Genomic DNA, 17,438 nt, shown 5'->3' with positions numbered 1-17,438 from the left:
CGGCGGTCCCGGCGCAACCCCTCACCGGTGAAGATCCGCCAACACCGCTGCCACGGGGTTAGCGTGAGCCGGTGCTGCGGGTTTCGCTGCTGGGCGAGCAGGTGATCGCCGACGACGCGACCGGCGCCGTGCTGACGCGGTCGCCGCGGTCGGTCGCGCTGGTGGCCTACCTCGTCGTGCACGCCGGCCTGGCGCAGCCCCGCCGCCTGATCGCCGGGCTGTTCTGGCCGGACTCCACCGACGCGCAGGCGCTGACCAACCTGCGCCGCGAGCTGCACCAGCTGCGCCAGGTGCTGGGCGAGCTGCCGTCACTGGCCGTCAGCGGGCGGGACCTGTGCTGGCGGGACACGCCGTCGAGCCGCGTCGACGTGCGGGAGTTCGACGCCGCCCGCCGGGCCGCCCTGGCCGACGGGGACGCCGCTCAGGCCCTGGCCGCGCTCGCGGTCTACCGCGGTGACCTGCTGCCGGGCTTGGCCGACGACTGGGTCCTGGCCGCCCGCGCCGAGCTCGACCGCCAGTGCGTCGAGCTGTGCGACCTGATCTGCCGGACACCGGGCGACAGCGCCGCCGCGCTCGCCGCCGCGCGCCGCCGGATCCGGCTGCGCCCGCTGGAGGAGACCGGCTACCTGACGTTGATGCGGCTGCAGGCCGAGGCCGGTGACCGGGCGGGTGCGGTGAGCACCTACCACCGGTGCGCGTCGATCCTCGAGCGTGAGCTCGGGGTCGGGCCCGCCGAGCCGACCCGCGCGGCGCTGCGCCGGCTGCTCGCCCGGCCCGAGCCCGAGGTCCGGCGGGCGGCGGCGCCCGGGCTCGTCGGGCGGGCCGCCGAGCTGGCCCGGCTCGGCGAAGCGTGGCGCGCGGCCGCGGCGGGCCGCGCGGGGGTCGCGCTCGTCCGCGGGGACGCCGGCGTCGGCAAGACGCGGCTGGTCACCGAGCTCGCCGCGCTGGCGCGCGCGGAAGGCGCCGTCGTCGCCACCGGCCGCTGCTTCGGCTCGGCCGGCCGGCTCCCGCTGGCCCCGGTGGCCGACTGGCTGCGCACACCGGAGGTGCAGCGGGCGGCGGCGTCCCTGGACCCCGTCTGGCGGGCCGAGGTCGAGCGGCTGCTGCCCGCGTCACCGCCGGTCGCGGGCGGCCACCCGACGGTCGACGCGTGGCAGCGCCTGCGGTTCTTCGAGGGGCTGGCCCGGGCGCTCACCGCCGGCACGCGGCCGGTCCTGCTGGTGCTCGACAACGCGCAGTGGTGCGACGAAGAGACGAGCGCGTTCCTCACCTTCTGCCTGGGGCTCCGGCCGGACGCGCCGCTGCTGGTGGCCGCGACCCTCCGCGAGGGCGGCGCCGGGACCTGGATCGCCCAGCTGCGCGACGAAGGCAAGCTGACCGAGCTGTCCCTGCGGCCCTTCGACGCCGAGGGCACGGCCCGCCTCGGCGAGGCGGTCGCCGGGCGCCCGCTGTCCGCGCCGGACCGCGACCTGCTGCACGCGGCCACCGGCGGGTTCCCGCTGTACGTCGTGGAAGCCCTGCGCACCGGAACGTCCCCGCCGGCTCGCGTGACCGGGGTGCTGCGGGCCCGGCTCGAACAGCCCGGCCCGGCCGCCCGGGAGGTCGCCGGACTGGCCGCCGCGGCGGGCCGCGACTGCACCCTGGAGCTGCTCACCGAGGCGAGCGACCTCGACGCGGACACCGTCGTCGACGCGGTCGACGAGCTGTGGCGGCGCCGGATCCTGCGCGAGGTCGGCGGCGGCTACGACTTCACCCACGACCTGCTGCGCGACGCCGCCTACCAGCAGGTCAGCCCGCCGCGCCGGTGGCTGCTGCACCGGCGGCTGGCCCAGGGCATGGAACTGCTGCACGCGGCCGACCCGGACGCCGTCGCCGCGCAGCTGGCCGAGCAGTACGCCCGCGGCGGCCGCCCGGACCGCGCCGTCGAGCACTACCGGCGGGCCGCCGCCGTCGCCGCGCGCACCTTCGCCCACGCCGAAGCGATCCGGCTGCTGCAGGAGGCGCTGACGCTCGTCCGCGCGCGGCCGCCGAGCGACCACCGCGACCGCGCGGAGCTCGCCGTCCTCGAAGCGCTCGCCGGGCCGCTCAACGCCCACCAGGGCTACTCCTCCCCCGAACTGCAGCGCACCCTGGAACGCTCGCTCGTGCTCGCGGAAGCCGTGGGAAGCAAGGATTCCGCGCTGACGGCGTTGCTGGAGCTGTGGTCGTCCCGGTTCGTCCAGGGCCGGACGGCGCTGGCCCACGAATCGGCCGAACGCGCACTCACCCTGGTCGCGCCCGGGACGAACCCGGCGCTGAGCGGCTCGGCGCACTTCATCGTGGCGGGCTCGTCGGTGAGCCTGGGCCGCCCGGCCGAGGGGCTGCGGCACTTCGAGCTGGGCGCCGAGCGCACGCGCGGCGCGTCGACCTGGCCGATCGGCACCCGTCCGGACGTCCACGGGCCGGCCTGGGCGGCGCACGCCCACTGGCTGCTCGGGCACGACGCCGAAGCGGTGGCGAGCAGCACCGAAGCCGTCGAGCGGGCCCGGGCGGCGCGCCACCCGTACAGCCTGACCATCGCGCTGGCCTACGCGGCGATCACCCACCAGCTGCGGGACGACCGGCCGGCGCTGGCGGCGGCCGTGGCGGAGCTGCACGAACTGTGCGGCCGGTACGGGTTCGCCTACTACCGGGAGTGGGCGCTGATCCTGGGCGGCCGGCTACGCGGCGGCGCGGCCGGGCTGGCCGACGCCCAGAACGGCGTCGCGCACCTCAAGGCCGAAGGGTCGTTCGCGCGGATGCCGTACTGGCTGACTCTGGTGGCCGAGCTGTCGGCGCCGGAGGCGGCCCGCGCGACCCTGGACGCGGCGCTCGCCGCCGGGGAAGCCCGCGACGACCGCTGGTGGCTGCCGGAGGTGCTGCGGCGGCGGGCCGCATACGACGCCGACCCGGCGCCCCGCCTGCGGGCCGCCGCGGCGCTGGCCCGCGCGCAGGGCAGTGTCGCCCTGCTGCGGCGCTGCGAGGCGGATCTGGCGGGTTCCCGGCCGCCGGCGAACGGACCGAACGCTTCGCGAACGCCCGGTGCCTACGTTCGCCTCGAACCGGAAAATCCGAGAGGGGCACCATGACCACCACCGCGTTGCCGCACGAAGCACTGGCCGCCACCCTGCGCGGCACCCTCGTCACACCGGCGGACCCGGGCTACGACGAAGCCCGGGCGGTCTACAACGCCATGATCAACAAGCACCCGGCGGCGATCGCGTACTGCCGCGACGCGGCGGACGTCGTCGCCTGCGTCCGCTACGGCCGCGAACAGGGCCTGGACCTGGCGGTGCGCGGCGGCGGCCACAACGCGGGCGGCCTCGGCGTCGCCGACAACGCCCTGGTCATCGACCTGTCGGGGCTGCGCAGCACGACGGTGGACCCGGTGAACCACACGGTCCGCGCGGACGCGGGCTGCACGTGGGGCGACGTCGACCACGCGACGGTGGCGTTCGGCATGGCGACCCCGTCGGGCATCGTGGCCTCGACGGGCGTCGCGGGCCTGACCCTGGGCGGCGGCATCGGCTACCTGGCCCGCCGGTTCGGCCTGACCGTGGACAACCTGCTGGCCGCGGACGTCGTCCTGGCGGACGGCTCGTTCGTGCAGGCCTCGGAGTCGGCGAACCCCGACCTGTTCTGGGCCCTGCGCGGCGGCGGCGGCAACTTCGGCGTGGTCACCTCGTTCACGTTCCGCTGCCACGACATCGGCGAGCACGGTTCGGTGATCGCCGGCCCGGTGTTGTACGACCTGGCCGACACCCCGGAGGTGCTGCGCTGGTACCGCGAGCTGCTGCCCTCGTTGCCGGAGGAGCTGAACGGCTGGTTCGGCCTGCTGACGGTGCCCCCGGCACCCCCGTTCCCGGAGCAGCTGTGGGGCCGCAAGGCCTGCGGAATAGTCTGGTGCTACACGGGCGCGCACGCCAAGGCGGACGAGGTGCTGGCCCCGGTCCGCGACTTCGGCGCACCGTTGCTGGTGGGCCTGCAGCAAATGCCGTACACGGCCCTGCAGGGAGCATTCGACGCCCTGTACCCGGCGGGCCTGCAGTGGTACTGGCGCGCGGACGTGTTCCACGAAATCTCGGACGAGGCAATCGAAACCCACGTCAAGCACGGCGAAGCACTGCCGACAATGCACTCGTCGATGCACCTGTACCCGATCGACGGAGCGGCCAGCAGGGTGCCCGAGAACGCAACGGCATTCCCCCACCGTTCGGGAGGCTGGTCGGGCGTGATCGTCGGAGTGGACCCCTCCCCGGAGAAAGCGGAGGAGATCGCCCAGTGGACAAAGGCCTACTGGGAGGACCTCCACCCGACATCGGCAGGAGGAGCGTACGTGAACTTCATGATGGAGGAGGGCCAGGACCGCATCAAGGCGTCATACCGAGACAACTACGAGCGCCTGGCAACGGTGAAGCGCAAGTACGACCCGGACAACGCGTTCCACATCAACCAGAACATCCACCCCAAATAGAAACCGCCGCAAAACACCGCCGCCCGACAACGGCAAGCAACCACAGCAGCAACCCAGACCCCCCGCAACCCCGATCCGAAGCCAGAACACGGCCGGCGGCAGGTTGTCAAGGCATCTTTCCCGCCTTGACAACCTGCCGCCGGCCGTAGTCACAATCCGGCTTCGGGGTTGCGGACAAACCAAATCAAGCCCGCAGAGAACCCCGCACCCGCTGCCAGTCGGTGACAACACCCAACCCGGCAGAAATCTCCTCATCAAGCAAAGCCCCCACCTGCCCGGCAACATCAGCCCCCAGCAACTCCCCAACCCGCTCCAGAGAAGACAAAGCCTCCCAAGGCGACCCCGCAAGCGAACCAACCACGGCCCCGGCCTCGGGCGGCACCAGATCCTCCTCCAACCCGAACCGCCCCGCAGCAAGCAAAGCGGCAACCACCAGATGAGGCTGAGCATCAGCCCCGGCAAACCGAAACTCCAACCGCGGACGGGAAGACGACCCAGCCACCCGAACGGAAGCGGTCCGATCGTCATACCCCCACCGGACCTCCCGAGGAGAAAACGGCGCGGTCCGCAACCGAACATAACTGTTCCAAGTAGGCGCCCAAACAGCACTCAAGGAACGAGCATCCCGAAGCACCCCCGCCAGAAACCCACCCAGCAGATCCGGCCCCGAACCGTCCACAGCAGACAGAGAAAGATGCACGTGCCCGGAGTTCCCCTGCCCCACCTCCGGCGCCGCAAGATAGTCGGCAGTGATACCGTGCCGGGCGGCAACCCGACGAACGAGAAGCTGCTGCAACAGAACATCATCACAAGCAGCAAGAGCATCCCGATGCCGCAGCACGATCTCGTACTGCCCGGGATGACATTCCGCGCGAGCGCTCTCGACCCCCAGCCCGGCATCGTCCAACGCCGTCCGCAGCTCCCCCAAAAGCGGCGCCAACCGCTCGGTACCCCCCACCGCGTAGTCGACACCGTGCGAAGTGACCGGCCCGTCTTCGTCCCGGAAAACGACCTCGTGCTCGATACCCACCGAAGGAACCAGCCCCAGCCCCTCCAACGCCGCGAGCTGCCCCCGCAGCACCTCACGCGGCGCGAGCTCGGCCGCCACCCCCGACGGCCATTCGGCGTCGCACACCACAGCCCACGTCCGGTCCCCCAGCGGGATCGCCGACGCCGCATCCGGCCGCACCCGCAGGTCCCCGAACCCTTCGAGGTACCCGCCCAGCACCCCGGACGCCGGCAGCGGCTCCCGCGACGGCGTCCACGCGAAGACGTAACTGCAGAAGCCATAACCGTCATCGAGCACCGAAGCGGCGAACGGCGCGGCCACCTCCACCGCGGCGAACCGGGCGTGCGGGTCGGGCACCAGCAGGAGCAGCCGCGCGCCGTCCTCGGCGAGCACGCCGCGAAGGACCGCCTCCCCCGCCGCGGCCGCCGCGCGCCGGACGGCCAGGGACCGCGGCCCGGCCGGCCGCGCGAACGGCGTCACCACGCCCCGCCCGGATCCGCCGAGTGCAGCGGATTCGGCACCCGGCCCCAGCGGACGTCGAACTCGTCGTCGCGTTCGACCTTGTCGAAGCCCTGGCCGGCGAAGTGCTCCCGGTTGAGCGTCACCCGCTCGACGTCCGGCGCGAACAGGCGGCAGGCGTCGAAGCGCGCAGCCACGTCCGGGTTCTCGTCGCGGTAGCGGCCGACGATCTCCCGCACCGGCGCCCAGAACCGGGCCCGCGGCAGGCCGAGCTCGTCGAGCAGGAGCTCGGCCCAGAACCGGAACTGCCCGGAGAACACCGAGCTGAACAACGACTGGGCCAGCAGGTGCGCGGGCCAGCGCAGCATGTCCGCCGCGGCCTCGGGCGGGAGCGATGCGTAGCTCTCCAGCTGCTCGTCGAGCAGGTCCACCCCCTGCGCGAAGTCCTTGATCAGCACCCGCTGCGGGAACCCGGCGGCGTCGACGACGAGGATCAGGTTCTGGCCGTGCGGGCAGAACCCGACGCCGTGGCGCAGCAGCCACTGCAGCAACGGGGTGAGCAGCAGGTCGAACAGGCGCGTCAGCCAACTTATCGCGTCGCCGCCACCGATCAGGTGCGCCAGCACCGAACCGCCGTCCGGCCCGCGGTAGGGCAGGGCGGCGAACGAAATCGCGCGTTCTCCCGCCCCGAGCCGGATGGGCTCGCGCCACAGCGCGCCCAGCGTCTCGTGGAACCGGTACGGCAGCTCCTCGATCTGCCCGAACAGCGGGTGCTTGACCGACACGCTCGCGACCTCGCCGAGCAGCCCGAACCGGTACTTCCCGGCCAGCAGCGGGTCGGCCGCGCCGACCCGGCGCAGCCACGTCGTCACCGACGGCCCGGCGAGCGTCGCGGCGGAGTTGAGCCCGCGGTAGACGAGCGTGTTCCGCACCGACACCGCGGTCTTGACGTCGTGGCGGCCCGGCGTGCTCACGTTGGCCAGGGTCCGGACCGTCTGGTGCGGCCGGTAGGCGTCGGCGCTCTCGCCGAGGTCGATCACGACGCCGCTGGCGAGCTCGGCGGCGTAGAGCGTGCCGACGATTTCGTCGGCCTGCCACGGGTGCACGGGCACCCAGACGTAGTCCTCGGGCGCCCGCGCCGCGAACTCCCGCCGCAGGTCGCCGAGTTCGGCGTCCAGCAGCGCGTCCCGGCTCAGCTCGCCGACGCAGCGGAACTCGGCGTGGCCGGGGTGGACGGCGAACCACCGCAGCCGCAGGTCTTCGCCGGCCTCGGGCGCGTACCGGGCGCGGTCACGGGCGGAGAAGCCGACGCGCCCCTTGTTGAGCACCAGCCGCGGGTGGCCGGTCAGGTGCCCGTCGGCGTGGTTGTAGTCCATTGTGGACAAATCGGCCGCGGTCGGCGCGCGGCGCAGGCGGGCGGCCTCGTTGGCGACCGTCGCGGTCAGCTCGGCCAGGACGTCCGCCAGCCGCAGGCCGCCGAGGCCCAGGACCGCGCGGGCGTCGACGACCAGGGCGCGCGGATCGGTGACCGGCTCGCCGCCCCGCCGGGCGCCACCCGGTTCGACCGTCCACGCCTCGAAGGCGCCGCGCCGGGCGCGGAAGGTGTAGGTCACGTCGTCCGGCAGGTCCAGCCGGTAGCCGTCGCCGTCCGCGACGGGCTCCAGCATGTGCTCGTAGGACAGCTCGCCGAGCATCTTGTGCGTGATCAGGGCGCCGGCCGCGCGCCAGGCGGCCGCCTCATCCAGGGTCACAGGTCCTCCAGGCCGAACGTGGTGAAGGCGGTGCGGTCGGGCAGCTCGTGCACGGTCCGGCCGCACACGGCGTTGAGGATCACGGCCGCCCGCCAGGCGCCGAGGCCGAGGTCGGGTGCCCCGGGGCCGTGGGTGTGCCGTTCGGCGTTCTGCACGAACAGCGGTCCCGGCACGTCGAGGGCGACGCGGTAGCCGGCGTCGACGACCAGGCGGCCCCGCTGGTCGCGGTGGACGGCGTCGCCGAGCCCGGCGAGCAACGGCCCGGTCGGCGTCTCCGCGTACCCGGTGGCCGCGACGACGGCGGCGGTGCGCACGGTGGCACTGCGGCCCTGCTGCGCGTGCCGCACGCCGAGCTCGACCCTGCCATCCACAGTGGACGCGGAGACGACCTCGACGCCGGGGGTCAGCACCGCGCCGGGCGGGCCGGTGACGCTGCGGCGGTAGAGCTCGTCGTGGATCGCACCGATCGTCTCGGTGTCGATTCCCTTGTACAGCTGCCATTGCGCGGGCAGCAGCCGGTCGCGGACGGCTTCGGGGAGGCCGTGGAAGTACGCGGTGTAGTCCGGGGTGAACTGCTCCAGCCCGAGTTTCGAGTACTCCATCGGCGCGAACGCCGGCGTTCGGGCCAGCCACCGCAGACCGTCCACAGTGGAGCGGCCGCGCAGCAGGTCGAGCACGACCTCGGCCCCGGACTGCCCGGAGCCGACCACCGTGACGCTGTCCGCGGCGAGCAGGGTGTCCCGGTGGGACAGGTAGTCGGCCGAGTGCAGCACCGGGACGGCCGGATCGTCCGCCAGGCCGCGCAACGGTTCCGGCACCGACGGCACCGAGCCGACGCCGAGCACGACGGCGTCGGCGAGCACCGGCTCGGTCCCGGTGACGGTCAGTTCGAACGCCGCCTCGGCGGCGTTCCAGCGGACACCGGTGACCTCGTGACCGAACCGGCACGACGGCAGCCGGGCGGCGGCCCAGCGGCCGTAGTCGTCGTATTCGGCGCGTGCCAGGTGGAATCGTTCGGCGAAGTAGAACGGCAGCAGCCGGCCTCGGTCGCGCAGGTAGCTGAGGAAGGAGAACGGGCTCGTCGGGTCGACGAGGGTGACGAGGTCGGCCAGGAACGGCACCTGCAGCGTCGCACCCTCGACCAGCAGGCCCGGGTGCCAGCGGAATTCCGGGCGCGCGTCGAAGAAGACCGCGTCCAGGCCGTCGACCGGGGCGGCGAGGGCCGCGAGCGAGAGGTTGAAGGGTCCGATCCCGATGCCGGCGAGGTGGTGGCGCCTCACGAAGCGACCGGGCTTTCCCGGCCGGCCACCAGCTCGGCGCCCGCCGTGGCGGCGATCCGGTCCAGCAGCGGGCGGTAGTCCTCGGCGGTGGTGTGCGGGTGCAGCAGGGTGAGCTTGAGCCACAGCCGGCTTTCCCCGCCCGGACCGGTCGGCAGCGCGGCCCGGCCGATGACGGCGGTCCCGGCTTCGAGCAGCGCACGGCGGACACGGGCCACGAGCTCGTCGCCCGTCTCGTCCGCGACGACCGGCCGGAGGACCACAGTGGACAGTTCGGGCGCGCCCCAGAGCCGCAGGCCCGGGTGGTCGTCGACCATCCGGGCGACTTCGGTGGCGGTGGTGCAGCAGCGTTCGACGAGCGCGCCGAGGCCGTCGGTGCCGAGGGCGTGCACGGTGACGGCCATCCGGAAGGCGTCGGGCCGCCGGGACGTCCGGATCGAGCGGCCGAGCAGGTCGGGCAGGCCGGCCTCGGTGTCGTCGTCGGCGTTGAGGTACTCGGCTCGGACGGTGAGAGCCCCGAGGTCGGCGGCTTCCCGGGCGGCGAAGAGCCCGGCGGCGACGGGTTGCCAGCCGAACTTGTGCAGGTCGAGGGCGACGGAGTCGGCCAGCTCGAGCCCGTCGAGTTTGGTTTTGAGCGAGGGGCTGCAGAGGGCCATGCCGCCGTAGGCCGCGTCGACGTGCAGGCGGGCGTGGTTCCGGCGGCAGATCCGCGCGATTTCGGGCAGCGGGTCGAGGGTGCCGGTGTTGGTGGTCCCGGCGGTGGCGACGACGACGGAGTCCGGGGTGAGGACGTCGGCGAGGGCACCGGGGAGCATGCGGTCCCCTTCGCACGGGACGACGACGGGGGCGGGCAGGCCGAGCAGCCAGGCCGCGCGGGCGACGCTGTGGTGGGCGTTGGCGCCGCAGACGGGCTGGGCGCGGGGGTTGCGTTCGCGGGCCAGGAGCAGGCCGAGGAGGTTGGATTCGGTGCCCCCGGTGGTGACGACGGCGTCGGGGGTTTCGGCGTGGGGGTAGCACATCCGGGCGATGCCGGCGGTGAACTCTCGCTCGAGCTCGCTGGCGACAGGGGCCTGGTCCCAGGAGTCCATGGAGGGATTGAGGGCACTCGCGACGACATCGGCGGCCACGGAGACGGCGAGCGGCGGGCAGTGCAGGTGGGCGGCGCAGGAGGGATCGCCGGGGTCGGCGGAACCGGCGGCGAGGAGCCGGCTGAGGTGTTCGAGGGCGGCTTCGGCGCCGACGCCGGTGCGGGGCAGGGCGGCGGAGAGGGGACCGGCTTCGGGCTTCGCCCTTTCGTCGGCGGTCGCGGCGCCGGCCAAAATCGGCCCGGAAGCCGCCGTCACCTGGCCCAGCTCGCCACGCTCCGCGACCAACGCCGCCGCCACCGCGGCCGGGCCGCCGGCCGGGACCGGGCCGCCGCGTTCCGCGATGCCCGCCGCCATGGCCCGGAGCGCCACCGGGATCAGCTCGCCGAGGCGGTCCGCGCCACCCTCGCCGCCGGCCAGCCCGTCTGCCCGCATGTGCTCCGCCTTCCTTAGGGTTGCCTTGCCTACACTGAGCAACAGTACGGCGACCGACGGCTGCCTGTCATCCGGTCCCGTCCAGCATGCTCGACCGGGTGGCGGGGACGCGTCGGCCATCGGGAGTAGGTTCACCGCGAGGAGGTGATCACCGTGCCCGCGACCCGCTGGGACGTCCTGCTGGCCATCGCCGCCGGCGGAGCGCTCGGCAGTCTCGCCCGGTACGGCCTGTCCGTGGCGATCCCGCACGCGCGCGGTGAGTTCGCCCTCGCGACCCTGCTCACCAACGTCCTCGGCTGCCTGCTCATCGGCGTCCTGATGGCGATCCTGACCACGACGGCCCGCCCCCACCACCTGCTGCGGCCGTTCCTCGGTGTCGGGATCCTCGGCGGGTTCACGACGTTCTCCACGTTCGTGACGGACACCCTCGACGCGGCCACGGCCGGGCGCATACTGGGTTCGCTGGCCTACGCCCTGGCCTCGCTGGTGCTGTGCCTGACCGCGGTCGCCGCCGGTCTCACGGCGACGCGAGCTGTGCGAAAGGGACGCTGATGGACGGACCCGCAACCCGCCTGACGATCTACCTCGGCGAAGACGACCACTGGCACCACAAACCGCTGTACCACGAGATCGTCCGCCGAGCCCGCGACGCCGGCCTCGCGGGCGCTTCGGTGCTTCGCGGCGTCGAGGGCTACGGCGCGTCGTCGCTGATCCACACGACGCGGATCCTGTCGCTGTCGGAAGACCTGCCGGTGGTGATCGTGATCATCGACGAAGAGGCCAAGCTGCGCGCGTTCCTGCCCCAGCTGGACGAGCTGATCGGCGAGGGCCTGGTGACGCTCGACCAGGTCGAGGTGGTCCGCTACGTGGGGCGGGCGGAGTGACGCCGGTCCTGGTGGCCCTGGGCGGAGCGGCGGGATCGGTGCTGCGCTACCTGACCGACCGCCGCGTCCAGCAGTGGCGCGACTCGCCGTTCCCGTTCGGAACGCTGACGGTGAACATCGTGGGCTCGTTCATCCTCGGCTTCCTGAGCGGCTGGCTCCTGCACGGCGCGGAGCCGTCGTCGGTCCGGTCCCTGGTGGCGGTGGGGTTCTGCGGCGGCCTAACGACGTTCTCGACGTTCGGCTACGAGACGGTCCGGCTGTTCCTGGAGAAGACGCGGCTGTACGCGGTGCTGAACGTGGTGGCGACGGTGGCCGCGGGCCTGGCCTCGGGCGCGGCCGGGTTGACACTGGCTATCGCGATCTGGTCTTGATCGCGCCGGAACCGTTGTCCGTCACGATCCGCTATCACCTTTAACACGCCGCTCCGGTGCGGCGACTTGGGTGGCATGGGAAAACGGCGGCTCTCGAAACGTGCTCGAACCACGGCGATCCGGTGGGCCATTGCCGTGGCAGTGGCCGCGGTGGGCGTTGCGGTCGTCGCCACGGTGGAGGGCCTGCAGCAGCACGAGGCCGCGCAGGCTGTCGAATCCACGCCGGACTGCACTCCGGACGAATTCCCTCGCGCCGCCGTCACCGTGCGGGCCGCGGTCGAGACGGACAACGTCGACTACCCGCGGATCAGCAGCGACGTGGTGATCCACGCCCCACGGATGTGGAACCGCGCGGACGACCTCCTCGGCGATCCGGACCACAGCGACTACCGCTCTGCGCTCCGCTGTCTCCTTGGCGCGTACGAGACCGACTTCCCGCTGTACCGCAGCGAGCCACCGGCGGTCACGGTCTCGGACGGGGAGGTGGTCGTCCACGACCACGTCTGGACGGAACTGGTGCAGTCGGGCCACGGTGCCGTCGGGATGCTCGACCTCAACATCGAACGCGGGAAGCCGTGGCGGCTGGCCGTCGTCTCCCGCGGCGGCCTCAGCAAGGCCACGTCGTGGAACGTCACCATCGCGGCGCCCGCGCACTGGCTGGCCTCGTCCGTTCCCCAGCCCTGGCCGCCTCACGACGCGAAGCCGGGCGAGCTGACCTGGTTCTACGGGACGACCTCGCCGACCGACGACCAGGTGGAACTGGCCGTCGCCGAGCTGACTCCGGACGTCCGCGCGACGGTGTACGTCTGGCACGGTTCGACTCTGGGCGACCTCATGGTGCAAGGTACCGACGCGGTGAGCGAAGCAGCGTTCCCGGCCGTGATCCTCTTGTTCATCCGGCGCACCCGCAAGCACCTGCCCGACACCGCCGGCAAACTCGTCCGGCGCGCGCGGCTGATCACGATTGCGGTGCTCGTCCTCCAGTCCGTCGGCCTCGGTATCGAAATCACTCGAGCCATCCTCACCGCGCAGAGCGACCAGGTGCCGGACTGGTCGACCGTCGCTTGGGCGGTCGACATCGCCGTCACGGTGACGGTCCTGGGGTTCGCTCTCTGCTCCGGTGTCCGGCAGAAGCCGCTGTTCACCGCATTACCGGTGCTCCTGGCAGCTTCGACACTCGGCCTGGCGCTGGACGACGGCAGTGCTTTCACCAACAGCCAGTGGGTGGACTATGCCCTCATCCTCCGGCTGTGCGAAAGCGCGATGGTCTTCGTGGTTGTCCTTTTTGCCGTGGCCGCCCTCATTCACGCCCTCCGCTCGTTGACGCGGTCGAACGGCAACCGACCCGAACGGGCTTGGTGGCTCTGGCCGGCGGCATCGATCACGGCCGGAGTACTGGTTCTCGAGCGAGTGGCCACCGCCTTGCACAACTACTCGATCCAGTTGTGGTTGAACGACCCAGGTTCGACTGACACCCTCTGGGGCGTCTTCCGCTTCGTACTGTGGGGACTTCCGGGCGACTGGCTTTGGGTCTTCGCCACGCTGCCGGCTGTCGTCGTCTACGTGTTGACTCGTACGTTGCTCCAGCACGAGGTCGCTCCCAGCCGCCGCACCCTCATGGAGCTCTCACTGGCACTGTTCGTAGCCGGGCCCGCGTCGTGGGCGCTCCCGATCTACGGGTTCGCCCTGCCCCTCTGGCTGCTGGGAACGACGACGTACTGGCTGTGCTGGCGGGCTGGGAAGTCCGCGCTGGATCGTCACCTCCTTTCGGGCGGCACGATTCGTGCCTACGTGGCCCGGCGAGGGGCCACCGCCGTCCGGCTGAGTGCGACGCGATGGCTCAGGCACACAACCGATCCGGCCGGAGCCCTCCACCACCCGGATCTACCGAAACGCGTGTCCCCGGTCGACGTCATCCTGGCCATCGGGCCGGGCAACACACCCTACGAGAACATGCGGACCATGGTCAGGTTTTCGCTGTGGCCAGGAGTCGCGGTCGGATTGGCGGTGTACTGTTTCCGCGAGATCGCTCGCGCCGACTTCACCCTCACATCGCCCGGCACCCTTGTCCTCGCGTACGCCAACGACATCGCGCTGATGACGGCAAGCTGGGTATTGGGCGCGGCCGCAGTCGGCCTCCTCTGGCAATACCTACCAGGCAAACGCGGCCCCATGAAGGTACTGCCACTGGTCGTTGCGAACGCCGTAGGCCCCCTCTGCAGGTTGCTCGTGGCAAAGCTCACCGGCGGTGCCGCTGACCCGGATGGGCTCATCGATGCCGCCGTGTTCACGATCGTCTTCGTTTTCCTCGGGCTCGCCATGGACATCCGCACCTTGCGGGATCTCGGCGCAGCGAAGTACCTGACTTTGAAAGAAGGCGTAGCGGCATACGGTGTGAGCAATCTGCCGTCCCGGATTACCGCGGCCTTGGCGCCGGTTTCGGCGGTCATCGCGCTCGCCTTCACGGTCATCGCCGGGCCGCAGACCGACTCCAAGCCCGCGAACCAGCCCTCCGGACCGGAAACGGCACAGAACAAACCGAACACGCAGATCAAATGACCGCGCCACTCGCGCCGGTGCAGCACTCACCGGCGCGAGCGACAGCCATCGAAGGATCAGCGCGGTGCCAGGCCGCGCACCTGCTCGAACGGGTCCTCCCCGGTCGGCAGCAGCGCGATGACCGGCGTCGTCAGCCCGTTGTCCACATAGGACCGGACCTGCTCCCGGCACGAGTCCACGCTCCCGTGGATCACCAGCTCGTCCACCACCGAATCCGGGATCACCTGGTTCGCCTTCTGCCGGTCGCCGGCCGCCCAGGCCTCGTGCATCGGGGCCAGTGCCTCGCCGCGGCCGAGCCACTCGTGGAACGCCGCGTACACCGGTACCGTCAGGTAGCTCGAAATCAGCATCCGGCCCAGTCCGCGCGCCGCCTCCGCGTCCTCCGTCGGGCACACGAAGATCCGGGCCGCCAGCTCGACGTCCGGGCCGACCACCGAACGCACCCGGGGCACGTCCGAAGCCGCCAGCCAGTTGGTGATCGCGCCGTCCGCCTCGCGGGCGGCCAGGCGCAGCATGCCCGGGCGCAACGCCGCCAGCATGATCGACGGCGGCGGGTCGGCCGGGCGCTCCAGGCGGAACTTCGAGACCGCGAACGTCTCGTACTTCTCGCTGACCTTCTCCCCCGCCAGCGCCGAACGCAGGAAGCGCAGCGTGTCCCGCGAACGCGCGAAGGGCGCTTCGAACGGCGCCGCGTTCCAGTTCGACACGATCACCGGGGACGACGCGCCGATGCCGAGGACGAACCGGCCGGGCGCCAGTTCCGCCACCGTCGCTGCCTGCATCGCCAGCAGGCCCGGCCCGCGCGTGTACACCGGCACGATCGCCGTGCCCAGGCGCAACTGCGGGGCCCACTGCGAAGCCAGCACCAGCGGCGTGAACGCGTCCGTGCCGGCCGTCTCCGCCGTCCACGCGTCGGTGTAGCCCAGGTCCGGCAGTTGCTCGACCAGTTCGCGGTGTGCCGTCAGCGGCACCCCGGTCAGCGGGATCGTGAGGCCCCAGCGGCTCATGCTGTCTCCTTCTCGACGGCCGAGAGTTCACGCAGCAGCCAGTCGACCTGCGTGCGCATCAGGTTCTCCGCGACCTCTTCGGCCTGCGGCGTCATGTGGGTCGCGCCCGCCAGCGGCAGGAAGACGTGCGGCCGCCCCTTGGCCAGCAGCGCCGACGACAGCCGCAGAGCGTGCGCCACGAACACGTTGTCGTCCGCCAGCCCGTGCACGATCAGCAGCGCCCGGCTCAGCTCGCCCGCGCTCTCGATCAGCGAGTTGTGCGCGTAGCTCTCGACCTCGTCCTGCGGCTTCCCGAGGTACCGCTCGGTGTAGTGCGTGTCGTACAACGACCAGTCGGTGACCGGCGCGCCCGCGACCGCCGCGTGGAAGACGTCCGGGCGCCGCAGCACGGCCAGCGCCGACAGGTACCCGCCGTACGACCAGCCGCGGATCGCCACCCGCTCGACGTCCAGTTCGGGGAACCGAGCGGCCGCCGCCTGCAGGGCGTCGACCTGGTCCTGCAGCGTGACGTCGGCGAGGCGCCCGTGGATCTCGCGCTCCCACACCGCGCCGCGGCCCGGCGTGCCGCGGCCGTCCGCCACCAGCACCGCGAAGCCCTGGTCGGCCAGCCACTGCGAGGTCAGGAAGGCGTTGCGGCTCTGCAGAACGCGCTGCGCGTGCGGCCCGCCGTACGGGTCGAGCAGCACCGGCAGCCTGCCCTCGCTCGGCTCGTACCCGCGCGGCAGCAGCAACGCCGCCCGCAACCCACGCTCCCCCAGCGTCAGCCAGGTCAGGTTCGGCACGACGTCCGGGTCCACAGTGGACGACTCGATCGTCGCGACCGGCGAGCCGTCCCGCAGCACCGCAACGCGCGGCCCGCTGTACTCCAGGCTCCACGACGAAAGCACGGTGACCGCGGCGGACCCGGCGCCGACGTGCACGCCGTCCACAGTGGACAACCGGCGCACCGACGCGCCCTCGGTCCGGAACACGTGGATCTGGGTCGGGTCGTCCTCCGACGCGCTGAACAGGATTTCGTCGCCGACGTCGAGCACGGCCCGCAGCTGCAGCCCGGCCGGGGTGACGGCCTCGCCGCCGACGAACAGCCGGTGGTCGCCGTCGACCATGCCCTCGACCACCAGGCGGCCGTCGGGCGTCCACGCCGGGAGGCCGCCGACGATGTCGATCCAGTGCTGGTCGGAAGCGGTGTGCACGACCGACGTCGAGCCGTCGGTGACGTCCAATGCGAGGACGTCCATCCGCTTCTGGTCGCGCGGCTGCACGGCCAGCAGCGGCGCGCCGCCGGCCGACCAGTGCACCGAGGCCAGGTACTCCCAGCCGCCGTCGGCCACGTCCACGCGCGAGCCGTCGAGGCCGAGCACGGCCAGCGACACCAGCGCGTTCGTGGTGCCCGCGGCCGGGTAGGCGACGACGTTCGCCGGGTTCTGCGGGTTGGCCGGGTCGGCGATGGTCCAGCGCGGGACCGGGCCGCGGTCGGAACGTTCGGCCAGGATGCTGCGGCCGTCGGGCGCCCACCAGTAGCCGCGGGTGCGGTCCATCTCCTCGGCCGCGATGAACTCGGCGAGGCCCCAGGCGATGTCCTCGCCGTCCTCCTCGGCCAGCACGCGGTCGTCGCCGGTGGCCAGCTCCAGCACGTGCAGCCGCCGGTTCTGGACGTAGGCGACGTGCGTACCGGCCGGGCTCGGCCGCGGGTCGATGACCGCGCCGTCGACGCGCAGCGTCACCTCGCCCGAGGCGAGGTCCAGGGTGTAGAGCTTTCCCGACAGCGAAAACACCGCGACGGTGAAGGCCGCGTCGACGCCGTAGTGCACGACACCGCCGCCGGTCTCCCGGGCCCGCTCGCGCCGCGCGCGCTCTTCGGCGGGCAGCTCCTCTTCGCCGGGCAGCAGCTCGGCGGCGTCGACGACCTTCGTCTCGGTGCCGGTCGCCAGGTCGGCCGACCACAGGCTGTGCCGGGGGTCGGTGCCCGACTCCGCGCGCAGGAACAGCACGCGGGAGCCGTCCGGGGCGACCCGGAACTCCTTCGGCGCGCCGAGGGTGAAGCGCTGGGTCCGGGCCTGTTTGCGGAGGAACGGGAGGTCGTCGACATCGGTCACGCCCGCACTCTTC

At 72.4% G+C, this 17,438-nt stretch carries 12 protein-coding genes; 6 read left to right on the top strand and 6 right to left on the bottom strand.

What is annotated here, in order from left to right; translation table 11 throughout:
* The first annotated feature begins 71 nt into the window (after positions 1–71).
* Positions 72–3,107: an AAA family ATPase gene (locus ABZW17_RS26335; RefSeq protein WP_354819472.1), complete on the top strand. Its 3,036-nt coding sequence runs from the start codon at positions 72–74 to the stop codon at positions 3,105–3,107.
* Positions 3,104–4,492 (top strand): FAD-binding oxidoreductase, encoded by a 1,389-nt coding sequence (locus tag ABZW17_RS26330; RefSeq protein WP_354819469.1) that lies wholly within the window; start codon positions 3,104–3,106, stop codon positions 4,490–4,492. The genes ABZW17_RS26335 and ABZW17_RS26330 overlap by 4 nt, the downstream gene beginning before the upstream one ends.
* 184 nt (positions 4,493–4,676) lie before the next feature.
* Here the strand turns inward: ABZW17_RS26330 and ABZW17_RS26325 are convergent, their stop codons facing one another.
* Genes ABZW17_RS26325 through ABZW17_RS26310 form a run of 4 tightly spaced genes read right to left on the bottom strand, consistent with a single transcriptional unit; the run spans position 4,677 to position 10,508 of the window.
* Positions 4,677–5,981, bottom strand: a complete 1,305-nt coding sequence (locus tag ABZW17_RS26325; protein WP_354819582.1) for a glutamine synthetase — start codon at positions 5,979–5,981, stop codon at positions 4,677–4,679.
* Entirely contained in the window at positions 5,978–7,711 is a 1,734-nt protein-coding gene (locus tag ABZW17_RS26320; RefSeq protein ID WP_354819466.1) for an IucA/IucC family protein, read from the bottom strand. Before ABZW17_RS26320 ends, ABZW17_RS26325 begins: the two co-directional genes overlap by 4 nt.
* A complete protein-coding gene (locus tag ABZW17_RS26315) occupies positions 7,708–8,991 on the bottom strand; it encodes a SidA/IucD/PvdA family monooxygenase (RefSeq protein ID WP_354819463.1) in 1,284 nt (427 codons plus the stop codon). Before ABZW17_RS26315 ends, ABZW17_RS26320 begins: the two co-directional genes overlap by 4 nt.
* Complete coding sequence (locus ABZW17_RS26310) at positions 8,988–10,508, bottom strand: aminotransferase class V-fold PLP-dependent enzyme (protein WP_354819460.1); 1,521 nt, start codon at positions 10,506–10,508, stop codon at positions 8,988–8,990. The genes ABZW17_RS26315 and ABZW17_RS26310 overlap by 4 nt, the downstream gene beginning before the upstream one ends.
* Positions 10,509–10,652: 144 nt before the next feature.
* Between ABZW17_RS26310 and crcB (ABZW17_RS26305) the strand changes: the two genes are divergently transcribed.
* From crcB (ABZW17_RS26305) to ABZW17_RS26290, 4 genes are all read left to right on the top strand, one after another.
* A complete protein-coding gene (crcB, locus tag ABZW17_RS26305; RefSeq protein ID WP_354819457.1) occupies positions 10,653–11,060 on the top strand; it encodes a fluoride efflux transporter CrcB in 408 nt (135 codons plus the stop codon).
* Complete coding sequence (locus ABZW17_RS26300; protein WP_354819454.1) at positions 11,060–11,392, top strand: DUF190 domain-containing protein; 333 nt, start codon at positions 11,060–11,062, stop codon at positions 11,390–11,392. Before crcB (ABZW17_RS26305) ends, ABZW17_RS26300 begins: the two co-directional genes overlap by 1 nt.
* A complete protein-coding gene (crcB, locus tag ABZW17_RS26295) occupies positions 11,389–11,763 on the top strand; it encodes a fluoride efflux transporter CrcB (protein ID WP_354819451.1) in 375 nt (124 codons plus the stop codon). The genes ABZW17_RS26300 and crcB (ABZW17_RS26295) overlap by 4 nt, the downstream gene beginning before the upstream one ends.
* A 75-nt stretch (positions 11,764–11,838) precedes the next feature.
* The gene (locus ABZW17_RS26290; protein ID WP_354819448.1) at positions 11,839–14,322 is read left to right on the top strand and encodes a DUF6185 family protein; all 2,484 of its coding nucleotides are present in this window, start codon (positions 11,839–11,841) and stop codon (positions 14,320–14,322) included.
* A gap of 56 nt (positions 14,323–14,378) precedes the next feature.
* Here the strand turns inward: ABZW17_RS26290 and ABZW17_RS26285 are convergent, their stop codons facing one another.
* Entirely contained in the window at positions 14,379–15,329 is a 951-nt protein-coding gene (locus ABZW17_RS26285; protein WP_354819445.1) for an LLM class F420-dependent oxidoreductase, read from the bottom strand.
* Positions 15,326–17,425 carry a prolyl oligopeptidase family serine peptidase gene (locus ABZW17_RS26280; protein WP_354819442.1) on the bottom strand — a complete coding sequence of 700 codons (2,100 nt, stop codon included), beginning with the start codon at positions 17,423–17,425 and terminating at the stop codon, positions 15,326–15,328. Before ABZW17_RS26280 ends, ABZW17_RS26285 begins: the two co-directional genes overlap by 4 nt.
* Between the last annotated feature and the right edge of the window lie 13 nt (positions 17,426–17,438).

Source organism: Amycolatopsis sp. NPDC004625 (assembly GCF_040609695.1).
Taxonomy (GTDB): Bacteria; Actinomycetota; Actinomycetes; order Mycobacteriales; family Pseudonocardiaceae; genus Amycolatopsis.
This window is presented reverse-complemented; position numbering and strand designations above follow the sequence as displayed.

What these genes read in the sequence shown, in the direction of transcription:
- ABZW17_RS26330 (WP_354819469.1), top strand. Translation starts at nt 3,104, where the DNA reads ATGACCACCACCGCGTTGCCGCACGAAGCACTGGCCGCCACCCTGCGC.
- ABZW17_RS26310 (WP_354819460.1), bottom strand. Translation starts at nt 10,508, where the DNA reads ATGCGGGCAGACGGGCTGGCCGGCGGCGAGGGTGGCGCGGACCGCCTC.
- ABZW17_RS26300 (WP_354819454.1), top strand. Translation starts at nt 11,060, where the DNA reads ATGGACGGACCCGCAACCCGCCTGACGATCTACCTCGGCGAAGACGAC.
- ABZW17_RS26290 (WP_354819448.1), top strand. Translation starts at nt 11,839, where the DNA reads ATGGGAAAACGGCGGCTCTCGAAACGTGCTCGAACCACGGCGATCCGG.
- ABZW17_RS26285 (WP_354819445.1), bottom strand. Translation starts at nt 15,329, where the DNA reads ATGAGCCGCTGGGGCCTCACGATCCCGCTGACCGGGGTGCCGCTGACG.